Below are 18,821 nucleotides of genomic sequence, written 5' to 3' on the forward strand. Positions count from 1 at the left end.
GCCCCGAGGGGCCCATCCGTGCCACGTCCGTCTCGCGAGCACCAGCAGCCGTGCGAGTCACGGGCCCTGCCGTGCGGTGAAGGGTTACTCGTCCTCTTCGAGGCAGTCGAGGCAGTCACACTCGTCGGCGTGGCCGCAGTCGCAGCCGCACGAGTGGGCGGCGCTGAAGCAGTAACAGATGCAACCGCTGTCGCCGCAGGGCTTGGTGTGCCTGGTCATAGGGTCATCCTCTCGCCAGCGGCAGCGCGGCGGGCAGCGGCGGCCACAGTTGGGCCCCGGGCCATGCGGTCCGGGACCCGGTCGTGCGGTGAGGTCTAGCCGAGCGTGGCGGCGAGCTTGCCGTCCTCGGCTTCCATGCCGCCGAGCCGGGCCTTCCCCCGGTGTGGCACCTCGACCTGATAGAACTTCTCGCTCTTCGGGACGTCGTCGACGGCAACCTTGAAGACGCAGTGCCCCTCCGCGTACTTGGAGGAGCCAAGGTTGCCGATGACCGCTACTCAACCGGCGTCGTCGTAAACGGTGACGGAGGTTCCCACCGCGACGTCGTCGTAGCCCCCGGTTCCCTGGCAGCCGGTGTCGGCGGTGCGAACGACTTCGTCAGTGAGGGCGAATGCGCCGGTGAGTGAGAACGTGACCGGTTTGTCGTCGCCACTACCGGCCATGATGGCCGAGGCAGCCCCGACCATGCCTGTCCCCTGCGACCAGGCCTACGAGACCTGTGATTTCGGGGTTCACCTGCCGCTCGGTGGGCACTGCTGCGGGCGCGGGCGGCATGGCGGGTACGGCGGGCATTTCAACGGTGGTGGCAGCACTTCGGTAGTCATGGTCCCCCCCGGGATTCGTTCGAGATCGGGATGCTATCCCGAATCGGCGCAGGTGGGACCGGGGTTTACGGACTGATTCTGCAGCTGGTGATCACTGACGCGATGTGGGACCGGATCGAGCCGTCGATGCCGGCCGATCAGGTTGGTGGACGACGGTGGGCGGCTCGACATCCTGCTGTTCGCGCTCGGCCGCTGAAACTCCTCGCGCGCCCTTCGCGGATGCTCCTCGGCCGCGGTCACTTGCCGCCGGGCCCGGTCGTGCCGGTCGCGTGTCCGTGGCAGCACTGCGTCAGCGTCGCCTTGTTCGGCCGTGCTGCCATCGAACGCGCTGATCGGCCCCCATGGCAGCCTTGCGGCCCTGGGCCAACTGTTTCTGACTGTGGCGACGCCGCTCGGCGAGTTCGTCCTTCGCCGACGTCCGCAAGACCGCGGCGCAGCAGCCGTGCCGGCCTCCGCGATGCGTCGGCTGTCGCGGCGGTTACGGACGGAAGAGCTGCCGGTGGGGTGAAGGCCCTCTCCAGCCGGCCGGCGGCCCACCCGGTCTGTCGCGTCCTGAGGCATCGACCGTGCCGCGGCAACAGCCGGACCCTGCACCGGTTTGACCGCAGGATCGCATGAAGGGCCCCAGCCGTGGGATGCGGGGATACGGGGTTTCAGGTTCCAAGGTACGAAGTGCGGGTTCGCCCTGCGGGACGCGATCCCCGCCGATCTCGTGCACCTCCTCGGCGACGATTGGCCTGGTCGCAGGATGCGCGGTGCACGTGTACGAGGGTCGGCATTGCGGTGAGCGGAAGCCAATGGGGTTTCAGGGGCCTGTTGTAGGTCACCCGCAACGTACCAACCGAACGAGGACAATCATCGGGAGTGAGGCACATGGAGAACTGGCGTATGCAGGCGGCCTGCCGTGACGAGGACCCCGAACTGTTCTTCCCCATCGGAAGCACCGGCCCGGCGCTCGCGCAGACGGAAGAAGCGAAGGCGGTGTGCGGCGAATGCCCAGTTCGGGAGATGTGTCTGGAGTGGGCCATGGAGCACGGTCAGGACTCCGGCGTATGGGGTGGCCTGGGTGAGGCCGAACGGCGTGCGCTGAAGCGCCGCACCCGCAGGCGGGCTCAGGAATCCGGATAAAGGTGGACGATGAACCCATGGACCTCACGGCTTGGCTTCTCGTCGGCGCGGTCGCCACACTGCTCACCATGGGGGTCGCCGGCGTCCTCCTGATCCGGCTGATCCGGGCAAGGAAGCTGCTGATCGACGCAGGGGTCCCGCTGCGGAACAAGGCGTTGGTGTGGGCGGCGGCGATCTACACCGTGTGTCCCGTCGACCTGATCCCCGACCCCGTCTATCTCGACGACATCGGGTTCCTGCTGCTGGCGCTGCGCTCGCTCTCATCCCACGGCCGCGGGCTACTCGATCGCCGCCCTCACCCATAAGGGCGGCCCGCCCCGCGCCCAACCGGATCGCAGCCGACGGGTGGCATACGGTACTTGTCCAGCCGCCGCGTACAGGAGTGCACGCATGCCGGTCGCACTTGGTCTCGGACTTCCGCCCTCAGATGAGGCGTTCGTTCCGGGTGGCGCATCAAGGGTGTGACGGCCGTGTCGAGTTGGGCCACGGGCCGCCCTTGCAGTGCGGCCAGGGCGAAGCTTGCGCGCGTGGACTTCGCGGCTGAGGAGCTGGGCCGCCCCGCCGAGGCCGGAGGCGTAGCCCCAGCCGTCGGCACGGTCCCATCCGTCGAAGAAGCCGAGTCCGACAATGGCCGCGGTGCGCTGCGGTGGCTGGGGACGCCGCGGGCACTGTGACCGTGGGCGATTCCGCCGCGGTCGAGCAGCGAGCGGGCCTCAGCCGCCTGCAGCACGTTCACTGCATCTGCCACCGCGCGCAGGCCGCGGGCGGCACGAGCCGGTTCGCACCAGCCGGGATGTCCCCGTACGGCGCCCCAGTTCACCGCGTCGATCGCATCCCACACGACAGCATCCTCGCACCCGGCCGCAACCCACCTCCCCTGTGCCCAGCGCGAGGTCTTTGGAGTCAGTCCGTCAGGAGTTGTGAGCGGTCGGCCCGGAAGTTCTTCGGGGTTACTCATGCTGCCGACGCGACGGAGGATTCCTCCTGGTGATCGGTGGCGTGCCGGTCGAGCCTCGCCAGCAGATCGTCCAGGTCGAAGCGGGCATGGCAGGCAAGCTGACCTCGGGAGCCGACTCGTCAGCCTCGCAGGTCAGAGAGGTCCTCGTCACTGAGACCGAGATCGTTCGCCGCGAGGTTCTCCTCAAGGTGATCGAGAGAACCGGTGCCCGGAATCGCCAGCACCGACGGCGAGGTCACGAGCAGCGAGGCGATCGCGACCTGCGCGGTGGTCGCGCCCAGGTGTGCTGCGACCTTGCCGAGCCGTTCGGTGTCGAGTGGGCTGCCCCCACCGCCGAGCGGGAAGTACGGCACGTAGGCGATGCCCGCTTCCTCGCATTCCGCGAGCAGCCCCATGTCACCGGTGTGCTGGTTCTGCACCGCCGTGACGGGTGCGATCGCCCGGGCCTCGGCGAACTGGGCGGCGTCGACGTTACTCACTCCCAGATGCCGGATCAGCCCCTCCGCGCGGAGGTCGGCCAGTACCGCGAACCGTTCGGCGATCGACTCGCCGCCCGGTCCGGTCATCCCGCCCACCCGCAGATAGACCAGGTCGAGCCGGTCCAGTCCGAGGGAGCGCAGATCTGCCTCGACCAGGCCGCGCAGCTGACCAGGCGTCGCCTGCTCGCTCGGTACACCGCTCGGCCCGGGCAGCGGCCCGACCTTGCCTTGATGCCCTGGTAGGCGCCTCGCCAGGTGGGGGTGGTCTGGGCTTGATCCGCTTTGCAGGAAGTCTCCGGCCCGAAGCCGGGCATCTCTGCAGCACGTTCGCGACGCCATGCCCGAAGCGCAGCAGGTCCGGCCCTGCTGCGCTTGCACAAACTCTCCTGACCGATGAAGTACCTGAGGCACTGCTCGCGTTGGCCGAAGACCGCAGTCGGCGAGCAGTGAAGTACCTGAACGATGGCTCTATTCACCAGTAGTGGCTCTGGCCCACTTCGTGTGGTCGCGTACAGAGGGTGACTGTTGATCTTCGCCTAACGGTTGGGTTTTAGTGGTCGTAGGCGTTCAGTGCGCGCATGACTGGCCGGCCGCGCATAAAGCTGGCTCCCCTCATCAGGCCCCTTGGAATCGATCATCTAGGCTGGCGCGGTGACTGATGAGCAGGAGCAGGTGCAGCCGTCGGGAGTGTGGGCCACGGCGGTGGGGGTGGCCAGGGTGCGGGCGCTGGAGACCGAGCGGGAGAACGCGCTGTTCCGCGACCCACTGGCACAGGCCTTCGCCACCGCCGGTGGCCTGTGGCCCTCCTCGCCGCCGCCCGATGACGAGGCCGCGCGACGCCGCCGGCTGGCCGTGTCGTTCTCCATCGTCATCAGGACGAAGTTCCTCGACGACCTGTTGCAGCAGGCCTCCGCGTCCGGGGTCCGGCAGGTCGTGCTGCTCGGCGCCGGCATGGACAGCCGGGCCTTCCGGATGGACTGGCCCGCGGGCACCCGGCTGTTCGAGGTCGACACTGCCGCGCCACTGGACTTCAAGGCTTCGGTGCTGCGCCAGGAGCGGGCCGTCGCACGCTGCGAGCGGATCACCGTCGCGGTGGATCTGCGTGAGGACTGGCCAGGCGCGCTGGCCGCCGCAGGGCACGACCCGGCCATGCCGACCGCGTGGATCGCCGAAGGACTACTGATCTATCTGCCCGAGGAGGCGGTGGAGCTACTGCTGGCCCGGATCAGCACGCAGTCGGCGGCAGGCAGTCGGATGGGGCTGACATTGGGCTCGCGCGGCGTGATCGAGCGCTTCGGCGCGGACGCCGCGCAGGGATCGGCGGCGTCCATGTGGATCTCGGAGATGCCCGACGACCCGGTGGGCTGGCTGGCCGGGCACGGCTGGGAGGCCGACAGCCACACCCTGCGCGAGCGCGCTGCCGCCTACGGCCGCCCGATCAGCACCCCGCCGCAGCGCGAGGAGCGGCCCGGCGGACTGATCTCGGCGGTCCGCCGGTAGAGCGCCTCCCGGTTCCCTAGATGATCGATTCCAAGGGGGCCTGATGAGTGGAGCCAGGTTCATGCGCGGCCAGCGAGTCATGCGCGCACTGACCGTCTACGACCACTGAAGTCCGCCCGAAAATCGCCTGGCTGGACGGTGGTGTGGTCGAGAGTCCTTCGCCGTGAACGAACTGCTGCCGCAGTTGAACGAGCTGCTGTTCTCCTCGGTCGAGGGCGTGTTGGTGAATCGGTCGAGGTGATCGACACGGTCGTCCGGGTCGAGGCCCGCACGACCGCAGGGCAGGCGGCCTGTCCGGGGTGCGGGAGCTGGTCGGGGCGAATACACGGCTCCTACCTGCGATTTCCTCGTGGTCTGCCGACGTGCGGAGATTCGTCTGCGAGGAGGAATCCTGCGAGCGCATGACCTTCGCCGAGCAAGTACCCGGTCTCACCGGCAGGTTCGGGCGACGGACCGAGCGGCTGCGGTCGACGCTGGTGTCGGTCGGTCTTACGCTCGCGGGCCGGGCCGGCGCCCGGATGAGGGACGCCCTCAAGGTTCCGGTCAGCCGGATCACCCTGTTGAGGCTGATCGCCTCGCTTCCGGACCCCGCCCCCGCAGTACCCCGCGTGGTCGGCGTGGACGAGTACGCCCAGCGCAAGGGCCGTGTCTACGGAACCGTGCTCGTCGACGTCGAGACACGTCGCCCGGTCGGCCTCGCGCCGCTTGGCGCTGTGCGCGCTCACCGACGCCCTCGCCCACAACTACCTGCTGGTCGGGACCCTCGCTGCGCGCCGACAGGAGGGCGTCGACGACCTCATTCGCCCATACCTGCGATCGCTCGACCTTGGCCGGTACGTCGCCCAGTGGAGTGCCCGGACTTGCGTGAGAGGCGGCAAGGGCAAGCGTCTCGACGATCTCCGGACACCCTGCGGTCGGCTTCGTTGCCTCAGTGACGTTTCGCCCTGGTCCCCGGGGTGGTTCCGCTCGGCTGAGAGACTTCGGACTTGTGAATTCTTCGAGCCTTGCACACCAGATCCATGCCGCTTCCCACCTCACCGGCAACTTCGTGCTCCGGTCCGGCCTCACGGCCACCGAGTACTTCGACAAGTACCGCTTCGAAGGTGATCCCGTTCTCCTGGACGCCATCGCCAGGGAGATGGCCCAGCTCGTGCCGGAAGGCACGGAGGTGTTGGCCGGCCTTGAGATGGGTGGGATTCCGGTGGTGACCGCCCTCGGCCGACACACTGGGCTGCCGTGCGCCTTTGTCCGCAAACAGGCCAAAGCTTATGGGACGCGCCGCCTCGCGGAAGGTGCTGACATCGTGGGCCGACGAGTCCTGATCGTGGAGGATGTGGTCACCAGCGGCGGACAGATCGTGTTGTCCGCCGCCGAGTTGCGTGCTCTCGGCGCGGACGTCCGCGAAGCCTTGTGCGTCATTGACCGTCAGCAGGGTGGCGCCGAGGCGCTGGTCGGCGCAGGGATCGGACTGGTTTCGTTGTTGACTGCGGACGATCTCCGGGCAGCGGCCTGACCCATCCCGATCACCGTGCAAGCTCTTGTCCTGCGGGCTCCGCTCGCAGCTGCGCGAGTTCTGACGGGCGATCCTGGCCGCTTTCGCAGCATCGGTTCGGCCTGTGCTCCGTTCCGGGCCCTGCGCAACTTCACACGTGCGCAGGACCAACCGTTCCCCTGGCACCGGGCGACACCTGATCCTGACTCGAGGCCCTCGACCTGGGTTCGGGACTGGAGGGCTTCATGGTGCGCCTGGCCGAAGATGGCGAGATGGCGCTGGGGGAGGTCGCCGCCCGGCCGCCCTCGGTGATCGTTCTGGGCGTGCCGATGCCGGGCTCGTCAGGCGTCGAGGTGGTGCGCCGGCTGCGAGGCCGGCGCGGACGACTACGTCGTCAAATCGTTCTACATCGGCGAGCTCGCCGCGCGCCTCCACGCCGTGGTCCGCCTGCACGAGTCCACGGCGCAGCCTCCCCTGGTCATCGGCGACATCACGATCGAACCGGCCCGCCGTACCGCCTCATGCGCCGGACGGGACCTGGGATTGACCGCCCGTGAGTTCGATCTACTGCTCGCGCTCACGCACCGGCCCGGCCGGGTCCTCTCCTGGACCCAGCTCCTGGAACAGGTCTGGGGCTGCATCTGGGACATCGACCCCCACTACGGCAAGTGAGCACGGGCCCCACGAGCCGGGCTGAGGCGGCCCTCCATCGGTTTGATCAGCGCGCATCTCGCGGTGCGTTCGGGGGCCGGCGCTGCGCACCAGGGGCGAGGCTGCAACCAGCGTGACAGGAGCGCTCCGCCGTTGTGCCGCCGGCAGCGAGGCCGGGGACTGCCGGCAGCCCGGGGCGCCCGTCACGAGAAACTGTGGCCGTTCACCGCTCGTGTCATTTCGCTGACGAAGGCGGGCCCCGGCCTACCGCACCACGCACCCGCAGCACACGGGCCTGTTCCTCGGCCACCTGCACTTGACGGCCGTGCCGGACGCTGCCAGGTCTGTGGCCGAGCGCACCGGTCCTGCACCGCCTGCTCGCGCGTCACCGCGCCCAGGTCCATGCAGCAACCCCATGAAGTACGTCACATTGCCCTGTGCGGGACCGTGTTCGCTGTGGGTTCCCGGTGCCGGCAACGGCCCAGCGTTGTCTGCCGATCTGAGGGTTCCCCGTCGACGCGCCGGACACTGCGCCGCTCCGGGTCGACTTAGCCCACCCTTCCCTGTCGCTGCAGTCGCCTGATAGATGTGGAATTCCGACAGCTCATCGAAAGTCACACAATGAACAAGGAAAATCGCACCGGGCACATACCCTTCACCATCGATCTGACCTTCGAAGAAGCTCGACGACGGGCGGAGGTCGTGACCGCACTCGGGCCCGACTGGAACCCGGTCGCCGCTCTCCAGAGCGAGGACGAGGCCTACACGCTCCTTTACTCGAACCTCGACGCCGAGCAGCAGCGCACCTACGACCTGCTCGTGGCAGCCGGAGTCCTACCAGGAGGGGAGCCGGGCCGTGCGGCTGCCCATTGATCCACAGGCAGACATTGCCCGCCGCGCCTGGCTCGCCTGCCCCGTCTGCGACGACGCCCGCCACTGCGAGCCCTGCGCAGACCGCCGCAACTGCGGTGAGCACTGGCGCTATCTGATATCCAGCAACGGACCCGTCGTTCACCTTCAGTGTCCGCGGTGCACACACATGTGGTCAGTGAACACGCGGCCCGGCGTCACCCGTAGCGACGACAACACCTCCGGTTGGTGACCGACGGCCGGCCCAGGACGTGGCCTGTTGGGCACAGGACTTCGCACTGACCGGTCCGCCTTGGCATTCATGCAGGTCAGAGCCATTTTGCGGGGGCGCAGGTCAGCAAGTCGTCAGCATCGGTCCCGATCCTGTCCTGCGGTTGTTGACCTTGGACACGGCAGGAGGCGGTCCCGGTGCCCTCGGACGCAGCGGACGGACGTTTTGGGCACCTCGCCGTCCGCGGCGGTCTTCCGTCAAGTACCTTATGCCGCCTCGTCACTTGGAGCTGGTGTAGCCGTAGAGGTGCGGGACGATGAGGCTCAGGGGGAATCCGTGCTCGGCGGTGGGCGGCTCTCCTTGATGGTGCGTGGCCGGCACGGTTCGGCCGGTGGCCGGCTCGCATCCGTGGGCTCCACTCACGAGCCGGTGAGCAGCGGCTTCCGGCCGCGTTGTGAGAGATGGCGGGCCACTCCGGCACTGGCATCCCGAGCCTCCGCGGGCTCAGTGCCACAAGTGATGGGGTGGGGCATCAGGCCCACATGACGAGGGTGCCGGGGGGTGTCGAGCGGGGCCGTCGAATATTCCATGCAATGCCGGTCGGTGGAGTGCAGACTCGCTCCATGGCGGACATGCAGGCATTTCGGGACGCGGTCAGCCGCTGGGCGGCCGGCGGTGCCGGCGAACCGGCGAGTGATCTGGCCGTGCAGCTGGGGCTGCGGACGGCGGTGCTGCTGGAAGGACCGAGTGACCTCGAAGCCGTCGAGGCGCTGGCCGCACGGCGTGGCAGGGACCTGGCCGCCGAAGGGGTGTGCGTCGTACCGATGGGCGGGGCGATGAGTGTCGGCCGCTACGCCGGTCTTCTCGGGCCACCCGGTCTTGGCCTGCGTCTGACAGGACTGTGCGACGAGCGCGAGCAGCGCTTCTACGCCCGCGGCCTGGAGCGGGCCCGGGCACCTCACCGCGGTTTCTTCGTGTGCGTGGCGGACCTGGAGGACGAACTCATCCGTGCGCTGGGCACGTCGCGGGTAGAGGAGATCATCCGGGCCGAGGGCGACCTGCGGGCCTGGCAGACCTTCCTGCGCCAGCCGGCACAACACGGTCGGCCCCGGCAGCAACAGTTGCGGCGCTTCCTCGGCACGAAGAAGGGCCGCAAGATCCGCTACGGCCGTCTCCTGGCGGAGACCCTCGACCTCGGACAAGTACCGGCCCCGCTCGACGACCTCGTCACGAGTCTGTGACCGAGGCACGGAAACGCGGTCGCAGCCACGTCGGGCACTCTGTCCCGCCGTCCGCCCGACGTGGTCGGCTGAAGGGCTCAGTGGCCAACTGAAGCGGAGCGCTGAGTGACCGTGGGGCCTGCGATTTGGCTACAGGCCCCACGCCATGATCAGCTTCGAGCGCCGGAAGCTCGCCCTCGGCGAGTGTGGACGAGCCTGCGGAACGGATTGCGCGCACGAGCATGCGTGTGTTCGCTGCCCCGTCCTCATCGTGAGCCCAAAGAGCGTCCACGCCTGCTGGAGATCCGCCAGAACCTCATGGACCGCATCGCCGAAGCCGAGCACGAAGACCGGCTCGGCGAAGCCCAGGGACTCTCGGTGAGCCTCGCTGGCGCCGAGGAGAAGATCGCCCACCTTGACGCACGGGAGAAGCGTCAAGCAACGCCGATCTTCCCCGGAACCCCCACCTTCGATCAGATCGTCGTCCGCACAAGCGGGACCGAAAGGCCATCGGGCTCATCGGTCCGGGCGGGCTGACAGGAGGAGTTCGAACATCTCCCTGTCTCCGACAGAGCCTTTGGCTTCAAAGCCGGCACCCTGCCCTCAATCCAGGCAGAATTCGTTTCCCTCCGGGTCGGTCATCACGATGATCCCCTCGTCCAGGCCATTGGGCTCGAGCCGGTACAGCCGCTTCGCTCCCAGCCCCTCCAGCCTGGTGGCCTCCTCCTCCAGCGTGGCCATCCGCTCGTCCCCGGTCAGGCCGGGTGCTGCGCGCACATCCAGATGCAAGCGGTTCTTCGCCGTCTTTCCCTCCGGGACCTTCTGGAAGAACACCCGCGGCCCCTTGCCGTCCGGATCCGTGATGGCCGACCGGTCGTTGTGGCGCTCAGACGGCACGCCCCACGCCGTCAGCGCAGCCGGCCAGTCGGGGAAGCCCTCGGGCGGCGGCTGGATGCGATAGCCCAGCGCCTGAGCCCAGAACGCCGCCTGCGCGCCCGGATCGGCGCAGTCGTAAGTCACCTGGAATTCCTTGGTCATGCCGCCTCCGACCGCTCGAAACCTGCCCACGTCCTCGCCCCGGTCGCTTCCCGGAACACAACGCCATCCTCGCACCGCCCTCTGACAATCCGCTCGCCGACCTCGGCGTCAGTCACCCACCCTCGCGAAGCCTTCGCCCGCCGCCTTCAGCACCCCCTCCGCCGCAGTGAGCTCGGCCTGCACCCGCTCGGCCTCCTCCCGCAACCGTGCTACCTCTTCCCGGACTACTTCTCCCGAGCCTCCAACAGACCGAGCATTGACGGCGCCGGCCACCTCCTCAAGCACGACGCGAGCAGTCGAACGACCCCATCTCTCCCGCCGCCGAGCAGAGTTCATGCCCACGCGGCCGCATCAAACGATCACGTTCGGAAAGCGGATGGCTTCCTGGTTGAGAGAAGGGTTCTGCCGTACACGCGCCGTCGTGTTCGCAGTCTCTGCCCTCCGATGAGCCTGACTGAAAGCCCACCGTCCGGCCGCGCCAGCTGCGTGGCTGCTGGAGCACGACCCGGGCATGTGGCCCCAGTTGTTTCCGCAGACACTGTGTCCCGCGCAGGTCGTGTCTCGTTCCGCGAAACCACGTCGAGTGGTGTGTCTCCCCGATCCAGCAGATGGTGTCGCGTTGCGGAAGCGTGCTTCGGGGCCTCGAGGAGGACCGGTGGGCTTGCCCACGGCCAGCAGGTCGGCAAGAGGCAGAGCGCCTCTAGGGTGTGCATCGAGAAGGTCACCGATCGACCCGGAGATGCCATGCCTCTGCAGATGAAGTTGGGTGCGATAACGCTCGATTGCCCTGATCCGCTGGCTCTGGCGGCGTTCTATCAGCAGGCCACGGGCCTCGAACCTCACCCGAAGTCGGATGCCGACTTCGCCGGTCTCAACGGAGAGGACGGACTTCTCATCGGCTTTCAAAGAGTCGACGACTACCGAGCTCCGAGCTGGCCGGACCAAACCGTTCCCCAGCAGCTTCACGTCTGCTTCAACGTCGGGGACGACCTGGACGACGCCGAGACCCAGCTGCTGGAGCTGGGTGCGGGCAAGCCGGATCACCAGCCGCATGATGAGGCCAGGGCGCGGGTCCTCACCGATCCGGCTGGGCATCCCTTCTGTCTGGTCAAACGCTGACTGCTCGTGCTCGTTGTGCCAGCCAGCGCTCTGCTTCCTCATTCGCTCTGAACTCACTTTGCGAAGGGTGCCCTTGCCCGTCCTCAGCTGCAGGAACGCGCTGGTACGCAGCAGTCCTCAGCGGTTGCCGCGTGGCGATGGGCAACTGCGCCGAACCTAGGACCGATACTCAGCCAAAGAACCCAGTTCGAGTTGCTTTATAGTGCCGATGTTTGCCGCGAAGGAGAATCCGGTGGAGCTGAATCTCACGGACAAGGTCGCCGTCGTCACTGGAGGAAGCAAGGGCATCGGCCTGGCTGTCGCCGAGGCATTCGGCCGTGAAGGCGCGCGCGTCGTTGTCGGCAGCCGCACGGAAACACCTGAGCTGGCTGCCTTGCGCGAGCGGTTCGACGTCGCCTTTCATCCGGTCGATCTGGCCGATGCGGACGCTGCGGACGCGCTGATCCAGGAGGCGGCGGCCCGACACGGCAGGATCGACGTGCTGGTCAACAACGTCGGTGCCACCAGCCCACGCTCCAGCTTCCTCGATGTCGATGACGCCGCATGGGTACGTGCCCTCAATATGACGTTCTTGAGTGCGGTGCGCGCCAGCCGCGCGTCGTTGCCGCACTTGTTGGCCCACGGCGAAGGGGCGATCGTCAACATCAGCTCCATCAACGCCCGACTGCCCTTTCCCATGGTCGTGGACTACTCGGCAGCCAAAGCCGCCCTGAGCAATCTCACCAAGGCCCTCTCCGAGGAGTTCGCCCCCCGCGGTGTCCGAGTCAACGCCATCGCTCCCGGCCCCGTACGCACTCCGTTCTGGACCGCCCCCGGCGCCTTCGCCGACACGGTCGCGGCCGGCACGGGCGGTACGGCGCAGGAGGCCTTGGACGACGTCGTGCCCCAGCAGATGGGCATCTCCACCGGACGGATCACCGAACCTCAGGAGGTGGCCGACCTTGCTGTCTTCCTGGCCTCCCCGTGTGCCGGCAACATCACCGGTGCCGAATTCGTCATTGACGGAGGTCAGATCAAGACCACCTGACACGGGCTCGGGCGAAGCGGGGGCAGCTCACGCCCTCGACTGCCGAAGCAGGCCCGGCGATCCGGTCGCCACGGTGCTCCGCCGCCGTGGCGGGCGCGGCCACTGTCCGCCGGTGCCGCAGGCGACTGGGAGGGCATCGTTCAGCAGGTGCTGTCCCGCCCGGAACGTCACGTCCCATGGCTTGCCGGATGGCAGCAACAACTCGGCCTCCGGCGACTCGTTCCCCTCCCCGCGGTGCGCGTCGGCCTTCCGAACGGTGCATTCCCGCTGCCACAGGCACCCCGACGCCTTCACCGGGACAGAGGCGCACGCCGGCGCGGTACGGAACTCCCGCTCCAGCGCTCCGCGGATCCAGAAGGCCGTCGCCACCCCCAAGACGAGAGCCACGACAGCGATCAGCAGCCATGACACCGTCCGTATCGCCATGTTCCCCGCCGACCCCACCGTGCCCCCCTCACCCTTCCCACATGTCCCCCGCACTCGTATTCGAGCACGTCGGCCGATGCCGCCCATGCCCGCTGCCGGCAGCACAGGCCCGAAGGTGCGTGCCTGTGGGCGGGTGGATCCGACCGTGTGAGATCACCGAGGGCGGGCACGCGAATGATCGAGAGGGAAACGCCGGCTCTGATCGACGGCGAAATACAGATTTCTCTCAACCCGCACCAAATGAAGGAGCTAGGCATGAGCGACATCTGGGGATACCAGCCGACCACGGGCTACACCGCCGGCACGAACCTGACCGGGTACAAGGTCGAGGCGACCGACGGAAGCATCGGCAAGGTCGACAAGCACTCCGATGAGGTCGGCTCCTCCTGCATCGTGGTCGACACCGGCGTCTGGATCTTCGGTAAGCACGTACTGCTGCCTGCCGGAACCATCACCCTCATCGACGCCTCGGAGAAGAAGATCCACGTCTCGCGCACCAAGGCCGAGATCAAGGATTCACCCGAGTTCGACAAGGACAGGCACCTCGGCGACCCGAGCTATCACGACGCGGTCGGTGAATATTACGACGCCCCTCGCGTCTGACACGAGCCCATGAAGCGAGAGGTCGGGGTGGGCCAGGGATTCCTGGCCCACCCCGGCATATCCGCAGCGGGCCGGGGCCGGGGGAACGGAACAGCGGCGGGCGGGGTCCGTTCGGCTCCCGTCAGGGCGCCGACACCGCGGCCAAGCCGCCCCCCTGAGACCACGGAGCAAGCGACCAACGCTTCGCCTGTCACGCTGCTCGATGGGCGGGCCCAGCCATATCCGATTGCTCAAGGCTTGGGTGCCGTGGCCACCCATGGCGCACGTTCGCATGAGGGAGTTGCGACGCCGGGTCGCGGACTGCGCCGCCTTACGCGTGTCCGCTCGGGCCGCCGACTGGCCCGCACCGCGCGGGGGGCGTTTCATCGAAGAGTGACCCATCTGCGTATCGATGTGCACGCTCACCTGTGGACCACGGAGTACCTGGACCACCTCGAACGACTGGGGAAGACCGATACCGACACCCAGCGCGGGATCGGCGCCGACGCGACCGAAGCCGATCTGGACCGCCGTTTCGCGCTGATGGACCAGGCAGGCATCGACCTTCAGGTGCTCTCCGTGGCACCGCAGTCCCCACACCTGATGGAGGAGCCCGACGCCGTGGCGCTGGCGGCCTCGGCGAACGAGTCGTACGCAGAGCTGGTGGCCCGCTTCCCCCGGCGCTTCCGGGCCTTCGCCGCGCTGCCCCTCCCCCATGTCGACGCGGCCCTGCGTGAGGTCGTCCACGCCCTGGACGACCTCGGTGCAGTCGGTATCGGCGTGACCACGACCGTACTCGGCCGCACACTCGCCGACCCGATTTTCGACCCCCTCTACGAGGAGCTCGATCGGCGCGGTGCCGTCCTGTATGTCCACCCGGCCGGCGAAGGGGCCGCCAGCCCGCTGATCACCGGGCACGGCATGACGTGGATGGTCGGAGCTCCGGTCGAGGACACGGTGGCGGTCATGCACCTGATCCTCGCGGGCATCCCCGTGCGCTATCCGCGGATGCGTATTCTGGCCTCGCATCTGGGCGGGGCACTGCCATTGTTGCCGCGCCGGCTTGACGACCATCTGGCGTTCGAGTCCCCTGAGACGCCCGAGCTGCCATCGGTGGCCGTCGGCCGCCTCTGGTACGACACGGTCAGCCACGTGCATTCGCCGGCGCTGGTCGCCGCCGCGGCGTCATTCGGGGCGGACCGCCTCGTACTCGGCACGGATTTTCCGTACGAGGACGGAGAGGTATTCCTGCGGGCCGTGGACTACATCGCTGACTCGGGGCTCGCCCCGGAGGAGGCCACGATGATCCTCGACACCAATGCGGCAAACCTGCTCGGCCTGTCCGGTCCGTGATCCTTCGGCCATCAGAAGGTGAGCGGTGTTCCAGCCGGTTGCCGTGTCAGAGACACCCTCGATCTTCCGAAGCAGATCGGCGCGCTGCTTGTCGAGAAAGCCACAGAGGGCTTCCGGTATATAGCGTTCGGCTGCAAGTCCCGATCTTGCCAGGGAGCCGGTGACGACACGCATGCGGCCACCGTTGATCATCCGCGTGACAAGACTGGAGAAAGTGCGGCGCAGCAAGTCCCCCGCTACGCGTCCTGGTCCCACTGGGTTACCCTCGCGATGCTCGCTCACGCCTCCCTCCCTGTCATCAGAGCCGATGAGTATGCCCGCCAACCGGTACCGAACGGCCTCATGCCGCTCACCTGCAACGAGATCCAGCGCCTGTTCATCACTCCCATCGTCCGGCCCGTCCACGATGCCGCCCATCGGCTCGGCTGATCCGACCGGCAATGCCCCCAGCGAGCGCGTCATCCGAGCCGAATGGTGTCACCGGTGACGGTGATCCGTTCGGCAGCCAGCGGCTGCGGCGCGGGACCGGCCACGACCGCAGCGTCCGTGATGCGGTACCGACTGCCGTGGCAGGGGCAGTTGATGGTGCCATCGCTGACCGCGACGACGGTGCACCCCTTATGGGTGCAGATGGCGGAGAAGCCTTTGAACTCGCCTTCCTTGGGCTGGGTCACCACGACCTCCTGCTCCTCGAAGACCTTGCCGCCTCCGACCGGAATGTCCGAGGTCTTGGCGAGAACCTCTCCTCCCTGTACGGAACCCTCGGCACTCGCCGCGCCTGCCCCGGTGCTCGGCGTCGCGCCCCGGGAGGTCGCCGGAGCGGATGCCGTGCTCCCGCCCCCGTCCCCGGACGAGCCGCAAGCGGTCACCAGCTCGGCGGCGCCCGCCGCACCTGCCGTGAGTACCGTCCTTCGCCCTGCATACATGGCGTGCTCCCCTGCGTGGTGGCCACGACACCGTGAACCGTGCGCTCCCGGCACAGGCATCGTGACCCCGCGGGCCCGGAGGTCCTAGCAACCTGGCGGCAAGCTCGCCCGAGTGGCACAAGGCTCAGGACGCGACTACGCACTGATGTCCTCCTACTGGCGTCGCCGCCACCAAGCACGCGCCCGCCGTTGCCACTACAAGCAGCGCGGCCACACGTTCGTGCAACGGCCCGCCGAAGACCGTCCCACCCCCATTCCAGACCGCTAAACCCTCCACGCCCAAGCCGTTGACCAGTGCTGATGAAGAAGGCCTGCTGGAGTACTAAACGGTTATCTCGTACTGACCGTGCTCCAGGAAGTACCACATCTCCTCCGGCGTACCGTCGACTGTGTCCTCTGCCGCTGCGCGGAGCGCGCTGCTGATGTTCTCGTCGGCGAGAATGCGGAAGATGGCGACACGGTCATCCTCGGCCTGCGCAAGACGATAGCCGGACTCCAGGAAGTACCGCATGTCCTCCGCGGTGCCGTTGAGGGCGTCATTGGCCTCACGGATGACTCTCGTGCCACTGTCCTCGTCCGCCAGGATACGGAGAATCGCAACGCGAAGGTCCTCCTCGGACATCTCGTCCACCGGCGTGGTGGAGCCGTCCGTTGCCGGTGTCGCCGAGTCGGTGGCAGCCACGGGCGCCGACGAGGCAGCAACAGCCGGGGTGGCGAGCAGGAGTGCCGGAGTCAGAGCGGTGGCCGCGAGAGTAAGCGCCGTACGGGTCATTCTCATGTGTGGACCTGCCTTCGGAACGCAATGGTTTCAGGAACCCGGTAGTCGCATGACGCCTACCAGCGCAGAAATGATGGCGCCCGTCAATACCTGCGATCACTGCTACGTTCCGGCAGCCGTGATGGTCCTTTTGTTGCCGTGCGCCGACCGCGCCCGCTTGTCGCGGCCGCAGCCATCGCCGGCTCGTCCCACCCATGAGCCGGCGCATGATGGGCAGTAGCCTGCCCACCGACTCGGTATTCGGCCCCGCCGACTCGCGCGCTCATCCACCAGCTGGAATCCTCAGTCACAACACGTGTGACTCAGCACGATAGTTGGCCGATCTGGCGCGTTCGTTGGCCACTCTCTCCGGGCGCGCGCTGTTCGACAGAGGTCATCGACGCATTCGAGGCAGCCCACGATGACATCGCGCCAGGGATACGGCCACAAGTCACCTGCCTCGGTGGCGAGTTCGTTGAGTCTGGCGTCCGGCACTTCGGTGTCGGCGAGGGTGTGGTGGACGCCGTCGTCGACACAGTCCGCCTCGCGTGGAATGCGTTGCGGCCGAAGTCGTACCAGGCGAGGCCGATCTGTCGGACGCCGTGGAGCGAAAGAGCCGTCCGGCTTGGCGGCGGGTAGCCGATGAGGTAGTCGATGCCCCGGTACGGATGTCGACGTCGCGCGGCCAGCGGTGTCGTCCTGCGATCACGGCATCGTCGGACAGGCCACGCCAGACGAGGTACCCGACCAACGAGGCGTCCGCTTGGCCGGGGGTGAGGGCGCGGCGCACGACACACCGGTGGCCGTACGCCGCCGATGACGACTCGGCTTCGAAGGTGCGGCCGCCGGTCGTCGCTGCCCGCGCGGCGAAGCGCCTCGCCCCCGCAGGCCTCACTCCTGCCGCAGACTCGTGACCAGCTCACGTGGCAGACCATGGGTGTCGTGGAGGTAGTGGAAGTCCTCCTCGGTCAGCCGGCCTTGGAACCGAGGTCGGGCGAGCACCTGCCGACCGCGCTCCAGCAGCCGACGGAACCGGCACTCCTCCTCGAGCAACACCCGGAGCACGTCGCGTGGGCGCATGTCCTGCCGGAAGTGGTCCAGAGTGTGCTGGACCAGTTCTTCCGGCAAGTCTTCGACACCCCGCGAGGGATCGTCCCGCCAGAGCACGGTGAGCACCCGTCGTACCAGGCGGCGCAGCACGTAACCCCGTCCCGTATTGGCCGGGCACACGCCGTCGCCGAGCACCACGATGGCCGAGCGCAGGTGGTCGCAGACCAGACGCAGCGAAGGCTCTTCCAGGGGCCACAGGGGCGGCACGAGGCGGCGCCACGGGTCGAAGACGTCGCATTCGAAGACGGACGACTTGCCCTGGAGCAGTGAGGCCAGCCGCTCCAGGCCGAGACCGGTGTCGACGTTCCGCTGGGGAAGAGGCACGAGGGAGCCGTCGTCGAGCCGGCGGTGGGTCATCATCACGTGGTTCCACACCTCCACCCAGCGGTCGTCGCGGGTGGGTGTTGACCGGGGTGGGCAGTCACCTCTCCACAGGAAGATCTCCGAGTCCGGACCGCACGGTCCGACAGATCCGTTGGACCACCAGTTGTCCTCCACGGTGAGTTCGACGGGGACGCCGCGGTCCTGCCACAGCTGAAGGGAAGCGGTGTCCGGCCCGGCCTGGCTGCCACCGGCATAGACGGTGGCATGCAGCAGGCCGGGATCGATACCCAGTCCCTCGGTGAGCAGCCCGTATCCCCAGTCGAGACTGAGCGGGCCTTCGTAGTCGCCCAGCGACCAGGTGCCGAGCATCTCGAAGACCGTCAGGTGAGTGGCGTCGCCGACCTCCTCCAGGTCCGTGGTGCGCAGACAGCGCTGCACGTTGACCAGCCGCCTGCCGAGCGGATGGGAGCGACCCTCCAGATGTGGAGTGAGCGGGTGCATGCCGGAGGTGGTGAAGAGCACGGGGTCACCGGGTGGTGGCAGTAGCGTCGAGCCTACGATCCGGCGATGGGCGCGCTCTTCGAAGTACTCGATGAACGTACTGACCAGCTGTTCTGTATTCATGGGATGACTCCTTCGCGTCACAGCGGGGGAGGCACCGGAGAACGGGACCGTTCAGTCGTCCGGCCGGGGCCAAGGGCGCCACGGCACTACCGACGGACCGTTTCCGGTCGCCGGGGAGAGGGGAAGTCAGGCGGCGGCAACCGGCGAGCTGGTCGCTCGCGCGGTCGCGATGGTGCTTGGGCCGGTGACGTTCATGCGGATG

22 protein-coding genes and 2 pseudogenes are annotated in these 18,821 nt (G+C 67.9%); 16 read left to right on the plus strand and 8 right to left on the minus strand.

Annotated features, from left to right (window positions below):
* Nucleotides 1-84: 84 nt before the first annotated feature.
* Nucleotides 85-219, minus strand: a complete 135-nt coding sequence (locus ACIA8E_RS32625) for a hypothetical protein (RefSeq protein ID WP_399303514.1) — start codon at nt 217-219, stop codon at nt 85-87.
* Nucleotides 220-497: 278 nt separating this feature from the next.
* Nucleotides 498-686 carry a hypothetical protein gene (locus ACIA8E_RS32630; RefSeq protein ID WP_399303515.1) on the minus strand — a complete coding sequence of 63 codons (189 nt, stop codon included), beginning with the start codon at nt 684-686 and terminating at the stop codon, nt 498-500.
* A 210-nt stretch (nt 687-896) separates the two neighbouring features.
* Between ACIA8E_RS32630 and ACIA8E_RS32635 the strand changes: the two are divergent.
* From ACIA8E_RS32635 to ACIA8E_RS32650, 4 genes and pseudogenes are all read left to right on the plus strand, one after another.
* Nucleotides 897-1,010, plus strand: a pseudogene (locus tag ACIA8E_RS32635) (IS5/IS1182 family transposase); the annotation flags it as partial.
* A gap of 687 nt (nt 1,011-1,697) precedes the next feature.
* Nucleotides 1,698-1,952, plus strand: a complete 255-nt coding sequence (locus ACIA8E_RS32640) for a WhiB family transcriptional regulator (RefSeq protein ID WP_399303517.1) — start codon at nt 1,698-1,700, stop codon at nt 1,950-1,952.
* Nucleotides 1,953-1,969: 17 nt separating this feature from the next.
* On the plus strand, nt 1,970-2,257 hold the full coding sequence (locus ACIA8E_RS32645) for a YkvA family protein (RefSeq protein ID WP_399303519.1): 288 nt from the start codon (nt 1,970-1,972) through the stop codon (nt 2,255-2,257).
* 222 nt (nt 2,258-2,479) lie between these two features.
* Nucleotides 2,480-2,626, plus strand: coding sequence for a hypothetical protein (locus ACIA8E_RS32650; protein ID WP_399303521.1), 147 nt, complete (start codon nt 2,480-2,482; stop codon nt 2,624-2,626).
* Nucleotides 2,627-3,029: 403 nt separating this feature from the next.
* On the opposite strand, the gene ACIA8E_RS32655 is transcribed toward ACIA8E_RS32650, so the two are convergent.
* Nucleotides 3,030-3,728 (minus strand): aldo/keto reductase, encoded by a 699-nt coding sequence (locus tag ACIA8E_RS32655; RefSeq protein WP_399303523.1) that lies wholly within the window; start codon nt 3,726-3,728, stop codon nt 3,030-3,032.
* Between the two features lie 348 nt (nt 3,729-4,076).
* On the opposite strand from ACIA8E_RS32655, the gene ACIA8E_RS32660 reads away from it, so the two are divergent.
* The 5 genes from ACIA8E_RS32660 to ACIA8E_RS32680 all read left to right on the plus strand — a co-directional run bounded on the left by ACIA8E_RS32660 (nt 4,077) and on the right by ACIA8E_RS32680 (nt 8,134).
* Nucleotides 4,077-4,889, plus strand: coding sequence for a class I SAM-dependent methyltransferase (locus tag ACIA8E_RS32660; protein WP_399303636.1), 813 nt, complete (start codon nt 4,077-4,079; stop codon nt 4,887-4,889).
* Nucleotides 4,890-5,937: 1,048 nt separating this feature from the next.
* Nucleotides 5,938-6,402, plus strand: a complete 465-nt coding sequence (locus ACIA8E_RS32665) for an orotate phosphoribosyltransferase (RefSeq protein ID WP_399303525.1) — start codon at nt 5,938-5,940, stop codon at nt 6,400-6,402.
* 417 nt (nt 6,403-6,819) lie between these two features.
* The gene (locus ACIA8E_RS32670; RefSeq protein WP_399303527.1) at nt 6,820-7,053 is read left to right on the plus strand and encodes a winged helix-turn-helix domain-containing protein; all 234 of its coding nucleotides are present in this window, start codon (nt 6,820-6,822) and stop codon (nt 7,051-7,053) included.
* 600 nt (nt 7,054-7,653) lie between these two features.
* Entirely contained in the window at nt 7,654-7,905 is a 252-nt protein-coding gene (locus tag ACIA8E_RS32675) for a DUF6400 family protein (protein WP_399303529.1), read from the plus strand.
* Complete coding sequence (locus ACIA8E_RS32680; RefSeq protein WP_399303531.1) at nt 7,889-8,134, plus strand: hypothetical protein; 246 nt, start codon at nt 7,889-7,891, stop codon at nt 8,132-8,134. The genes ACIA8E_RS32675 and ACIA8E_RS32680 overlap by 17 nt, the downstream gene beginning before the upstream one ends.
* 258 nt (nt 8,135-8,392) lie before the next feature.
* On the opposite strand, the gene ACIA8E_RS32685 is transcribed toward ACIA8E_RS32680, so the two are convergent.
* A complete protein-coding gene (locus ACIA8E_RS32685; RefSeq protein WP_399303533.1) occupies nt 8,393-8,494 on the minus strand; it encodes a molybdopterin-dependent oxidoreductase in 102 nt (33 codons plus the stop codon).
* 242 nt (nt 8,495-8,736) lie between these two features.
* Between ACIA8E_RS32685 and ACIA8E_RS32690 the strand changes: the two genes are divergently transcribed.
* On the plus strand, nt 8,737-9,354 hold the full coding sequence (locus tag ACIA8E_RS32690; RefSeq protein WP_399303535.1) for a TOPRIM nucleotidyl transferase/hydrolase domain-containing protein: 618 nt from the start codon (nt 8,737-8,739) through the stop codon (nt 9,352-9,354).
* Nucleotides 9,355-9,651: 297 nt separating this feature from the next.
* Nucleotides 9,652-9,870 carry a hypothetical protein gene (locus ACIA8E_RS32695; RefSeq protein WP_399303537.1) on the plus strand — a complete coding sequence of 73 codons (219 nt, stop codon included), beginning with the start codon at nt 9,652-9,654 and terminating at the stop codon, nt 9,868-9,870.
* A gap of 66 nt (nt 9,871-9,936) precedes the next feature.
* On the opposite strand, the gene ACIA8E_RS32700 is transcribed toward ACIA8E_RS32695, so the two are convergent.
* Nucleotides 9,937-10,371: a VOC family protein gene (locus tag ACIA8E_RS32700; RefSeq protein ID WP_399303539.1), complete on the minus strand. Its 435-nt coding sequence runs from the start codon at nt 10,369-10,371 to the stop codon at nt 9,937-9,939.
* A gap of 744 nt (nt 10,372-11,115) precedes the next feature.
* Between ACIA8E_RS32700 and ACIA8E_RS32705 the strand changes: the two genes are divergently transcribed.
* From ACIA8E_RS32705 to ACIA8E_RS32725, 5 genes and pseudogenes are all read left to right on the plus strand, one after another.
* Nucleotides 11,116-11,490, plus strand: a complete 375-nt coding sequence (locus ACIA8E_RS32705) for a VOC family protein (RefSeq protein ID WP_399303541.1) — start codon at nt 11,116-11,118, stop codon at nt 11,488-11,490.
* Nucleotides 11,491-11,722: 232 nt separating this feature from the next.
* On the plus strand, nt 11,723-12,517 hold the full coding sequence (locus ACIA8E_RS32710; protein ID WP_399303543.1) for an oxidoreductase: 795 nt from the start codon (nt 11,723-11,725) through the stop codon (nt 12,515-12,517).
* Between the two features lie 681 nt (nt 12,518-13,198).
* Complete coding sequence (locus tag ACIA8E_RS32715) at nt 13,199-13,546, plus strand: PRC-barrel domain containing protein (protein ID WP_313941119.1); 348 nt, start codon at nt 13,199-13,201, stop codon at nt 13,544-13,546.
* 372 nt (nt 13,547-13,918) lie between these two features.
* Nucleotides 13,919-14,878, plus strand: a complete 960-nt coding sequence (locus tag ACIA8E_RS32720) for an amidohydrolase family protein (protein WP_399303545.1) — start codon at nt 13,919-13,921, stop codon at nt 14,876-14,878.
* 225 nt (nt 14,879-15,103) lie between these two features.
* A pseudogene (locus ACIA8E_RS32725) lies at nt 15,104-15,307 on the plus strand (IS701 family transposase); the annotation flags it as partial.
* 29 nt (nt 15,308-15,336) lie between these two features.
* Here the strand turns inward: ACIA8E_RS32725 and ACIA8E_RS32730 are convergent.
* The 3 genes from ACIA8E_RS32730 to ACIA8E_RS32740 form a co-directional block, all read right to left on the minus strand.
* Entirely contained in the window at nt 15,337-15,804 is a 468-nt protein-coding gene (locus ACIA8E_RS32730; RefSeq protein ID WP_399303547.1) for a Rieske (2Fe-2S) protein, read from the minus strand.
* A gap of 322 nt (nt 15,805-16,126) precedes the next feature.
* A complete protein-coding gene (locus tag ACIA8E_RS32735) occupies nt 16,127-16,582 on the minus strand; it encodes an ALF repeat-containing protein (RefSeq protein WP_399303549.1) in 456 nt (151 codons plus the stop codon).
* Between the two features lie 870 nt (nt 16,583-17,452).
* On the minus strand, nt 17,453-18,619 hold the full coding sequence (locus tag ACIA8E_RS32740; RefSeq protein ID WP_399303551.1) for an alanine--tRNA ligase-related protein: 1,167 nt from the start codon (nt 18,617-18,619) through the stop codon (nt 17,453-17,455).
* Nucleotides 18,620-18,821 lie beyond the last annotated feature (202 nt).

The organism is Streptomyces sp. NPDC051664, from assembly GCF_044453545.1.
Lineage (GTDB): Bacteria > Actinomycetota > Actinomycetes > Streptomycetales > Streptomycetaceae > Streptomyces.

Excerpts from the sequence above, each read along its gene's own strand:
- ACIA8E_RS32625 (WP_399303514.1), bottom strand. The coding sequence starts at position 219 with ATGACCAGGCACACCAAGCCCTGCGGCGACAGCGGTTGCATCTGTTAC.
- ACIA8E_RS32630 (WP_399303515.1), bottom strand. The coding sequence starts at position 686 with ATGGTCGGGGCTGCCTCGGCCATCATGGCCGGTAGTGGCGACGACAAA.
- ACIA8E_RS32640 (WP_399303517.1), top strand. The coding sequence starts at position 1,698 with ATGGAGAACTGGCGTATGCAGGCGGCCTGCCGTGACGAGGACCCCGAA.
- ACIA8E_RS32645 (WP_399303519.1), top strand. The coding sequence starts at position 1,970 with ATGGACCTCACGGCTTGGCTTCTCGTCGGCGCGGTCGCCACACTGCTC.
- ACIA8E_RS32655 (WP_399303523.1), bottom strand. The coding sequence starts at position 3,728 with ATGGCGTCGCGAACGTGCTGCAGAGATGCCCGGCTTCGGGCCGGAGAC.
- ACIA8E_RS32675 (WP_399303529.1), top strand. The coding sequence starts at position 7,654 with ATGAACAAGGAAAATCGCACCGGGCACATACCCTTCACCATCGATCTG.
- ACIA8E_RS32690 (WP_399303535.1), top strand. The coding sequence starts at position 8,737 with ATGGCGGACATGCAGGCATTTCGGGACGCGGTCAGCCGCTGGGCGGCC.
- ACIA8E_RS32695 (WP_399303537.1), top strand. The coding sequence starts at position 9,652 with ATGGACCGCATCGCCGAAGCCGAGCACGAAGACCGGCTCGGCGAAGCC.
- ACIA8E_RS32700 (WP_399303539.1), bottom strand. The coding sequence starts at position 10,371 with ATGACCAAGGAATTCCAGGTGACTTACGACTGCGCCGATCCGGGCGCG.
- ACIA8E_RS32705 (WP_399303541.1), top strand. The coding sequence starts at position 11,116 with ATGCCTCTGCAGATGAAGTTGGGTGCGATAACGCTCGATTGCCCTGAT.
- ACIA8E_RS32715 (WP_313941119.1), top strand. The coding sequence starts at position 13,199 with ATGAGCGACATCTGGGGATACCAGCCGACCACGGGCTACACCGCCGGC.
- ACIA8E_RS32730 (WP_399303547.1), bottom strand. The coding sequence starts at position 15,804 with ATGTATGCAGGGCGAAGGACGGTACTCACGGCAGGTGCGGCGGGCGCC.
- ACIA8E_RS32735 (WP_399303549.1), bottom strand. The coding sequence starts at position 16,582 with ATGAGAATGACCCGTACGGCGCTTACTCTCGCGGCCACCGCTCTGACT.
- ACIA8E_RS32740 (WP_399303551.1), bottom strand. The coding sequence starts at position 18,619 with ATGAATACAGAACAGCTGGTCAGTACGTTCATCGAGTACTTCGAAGAG.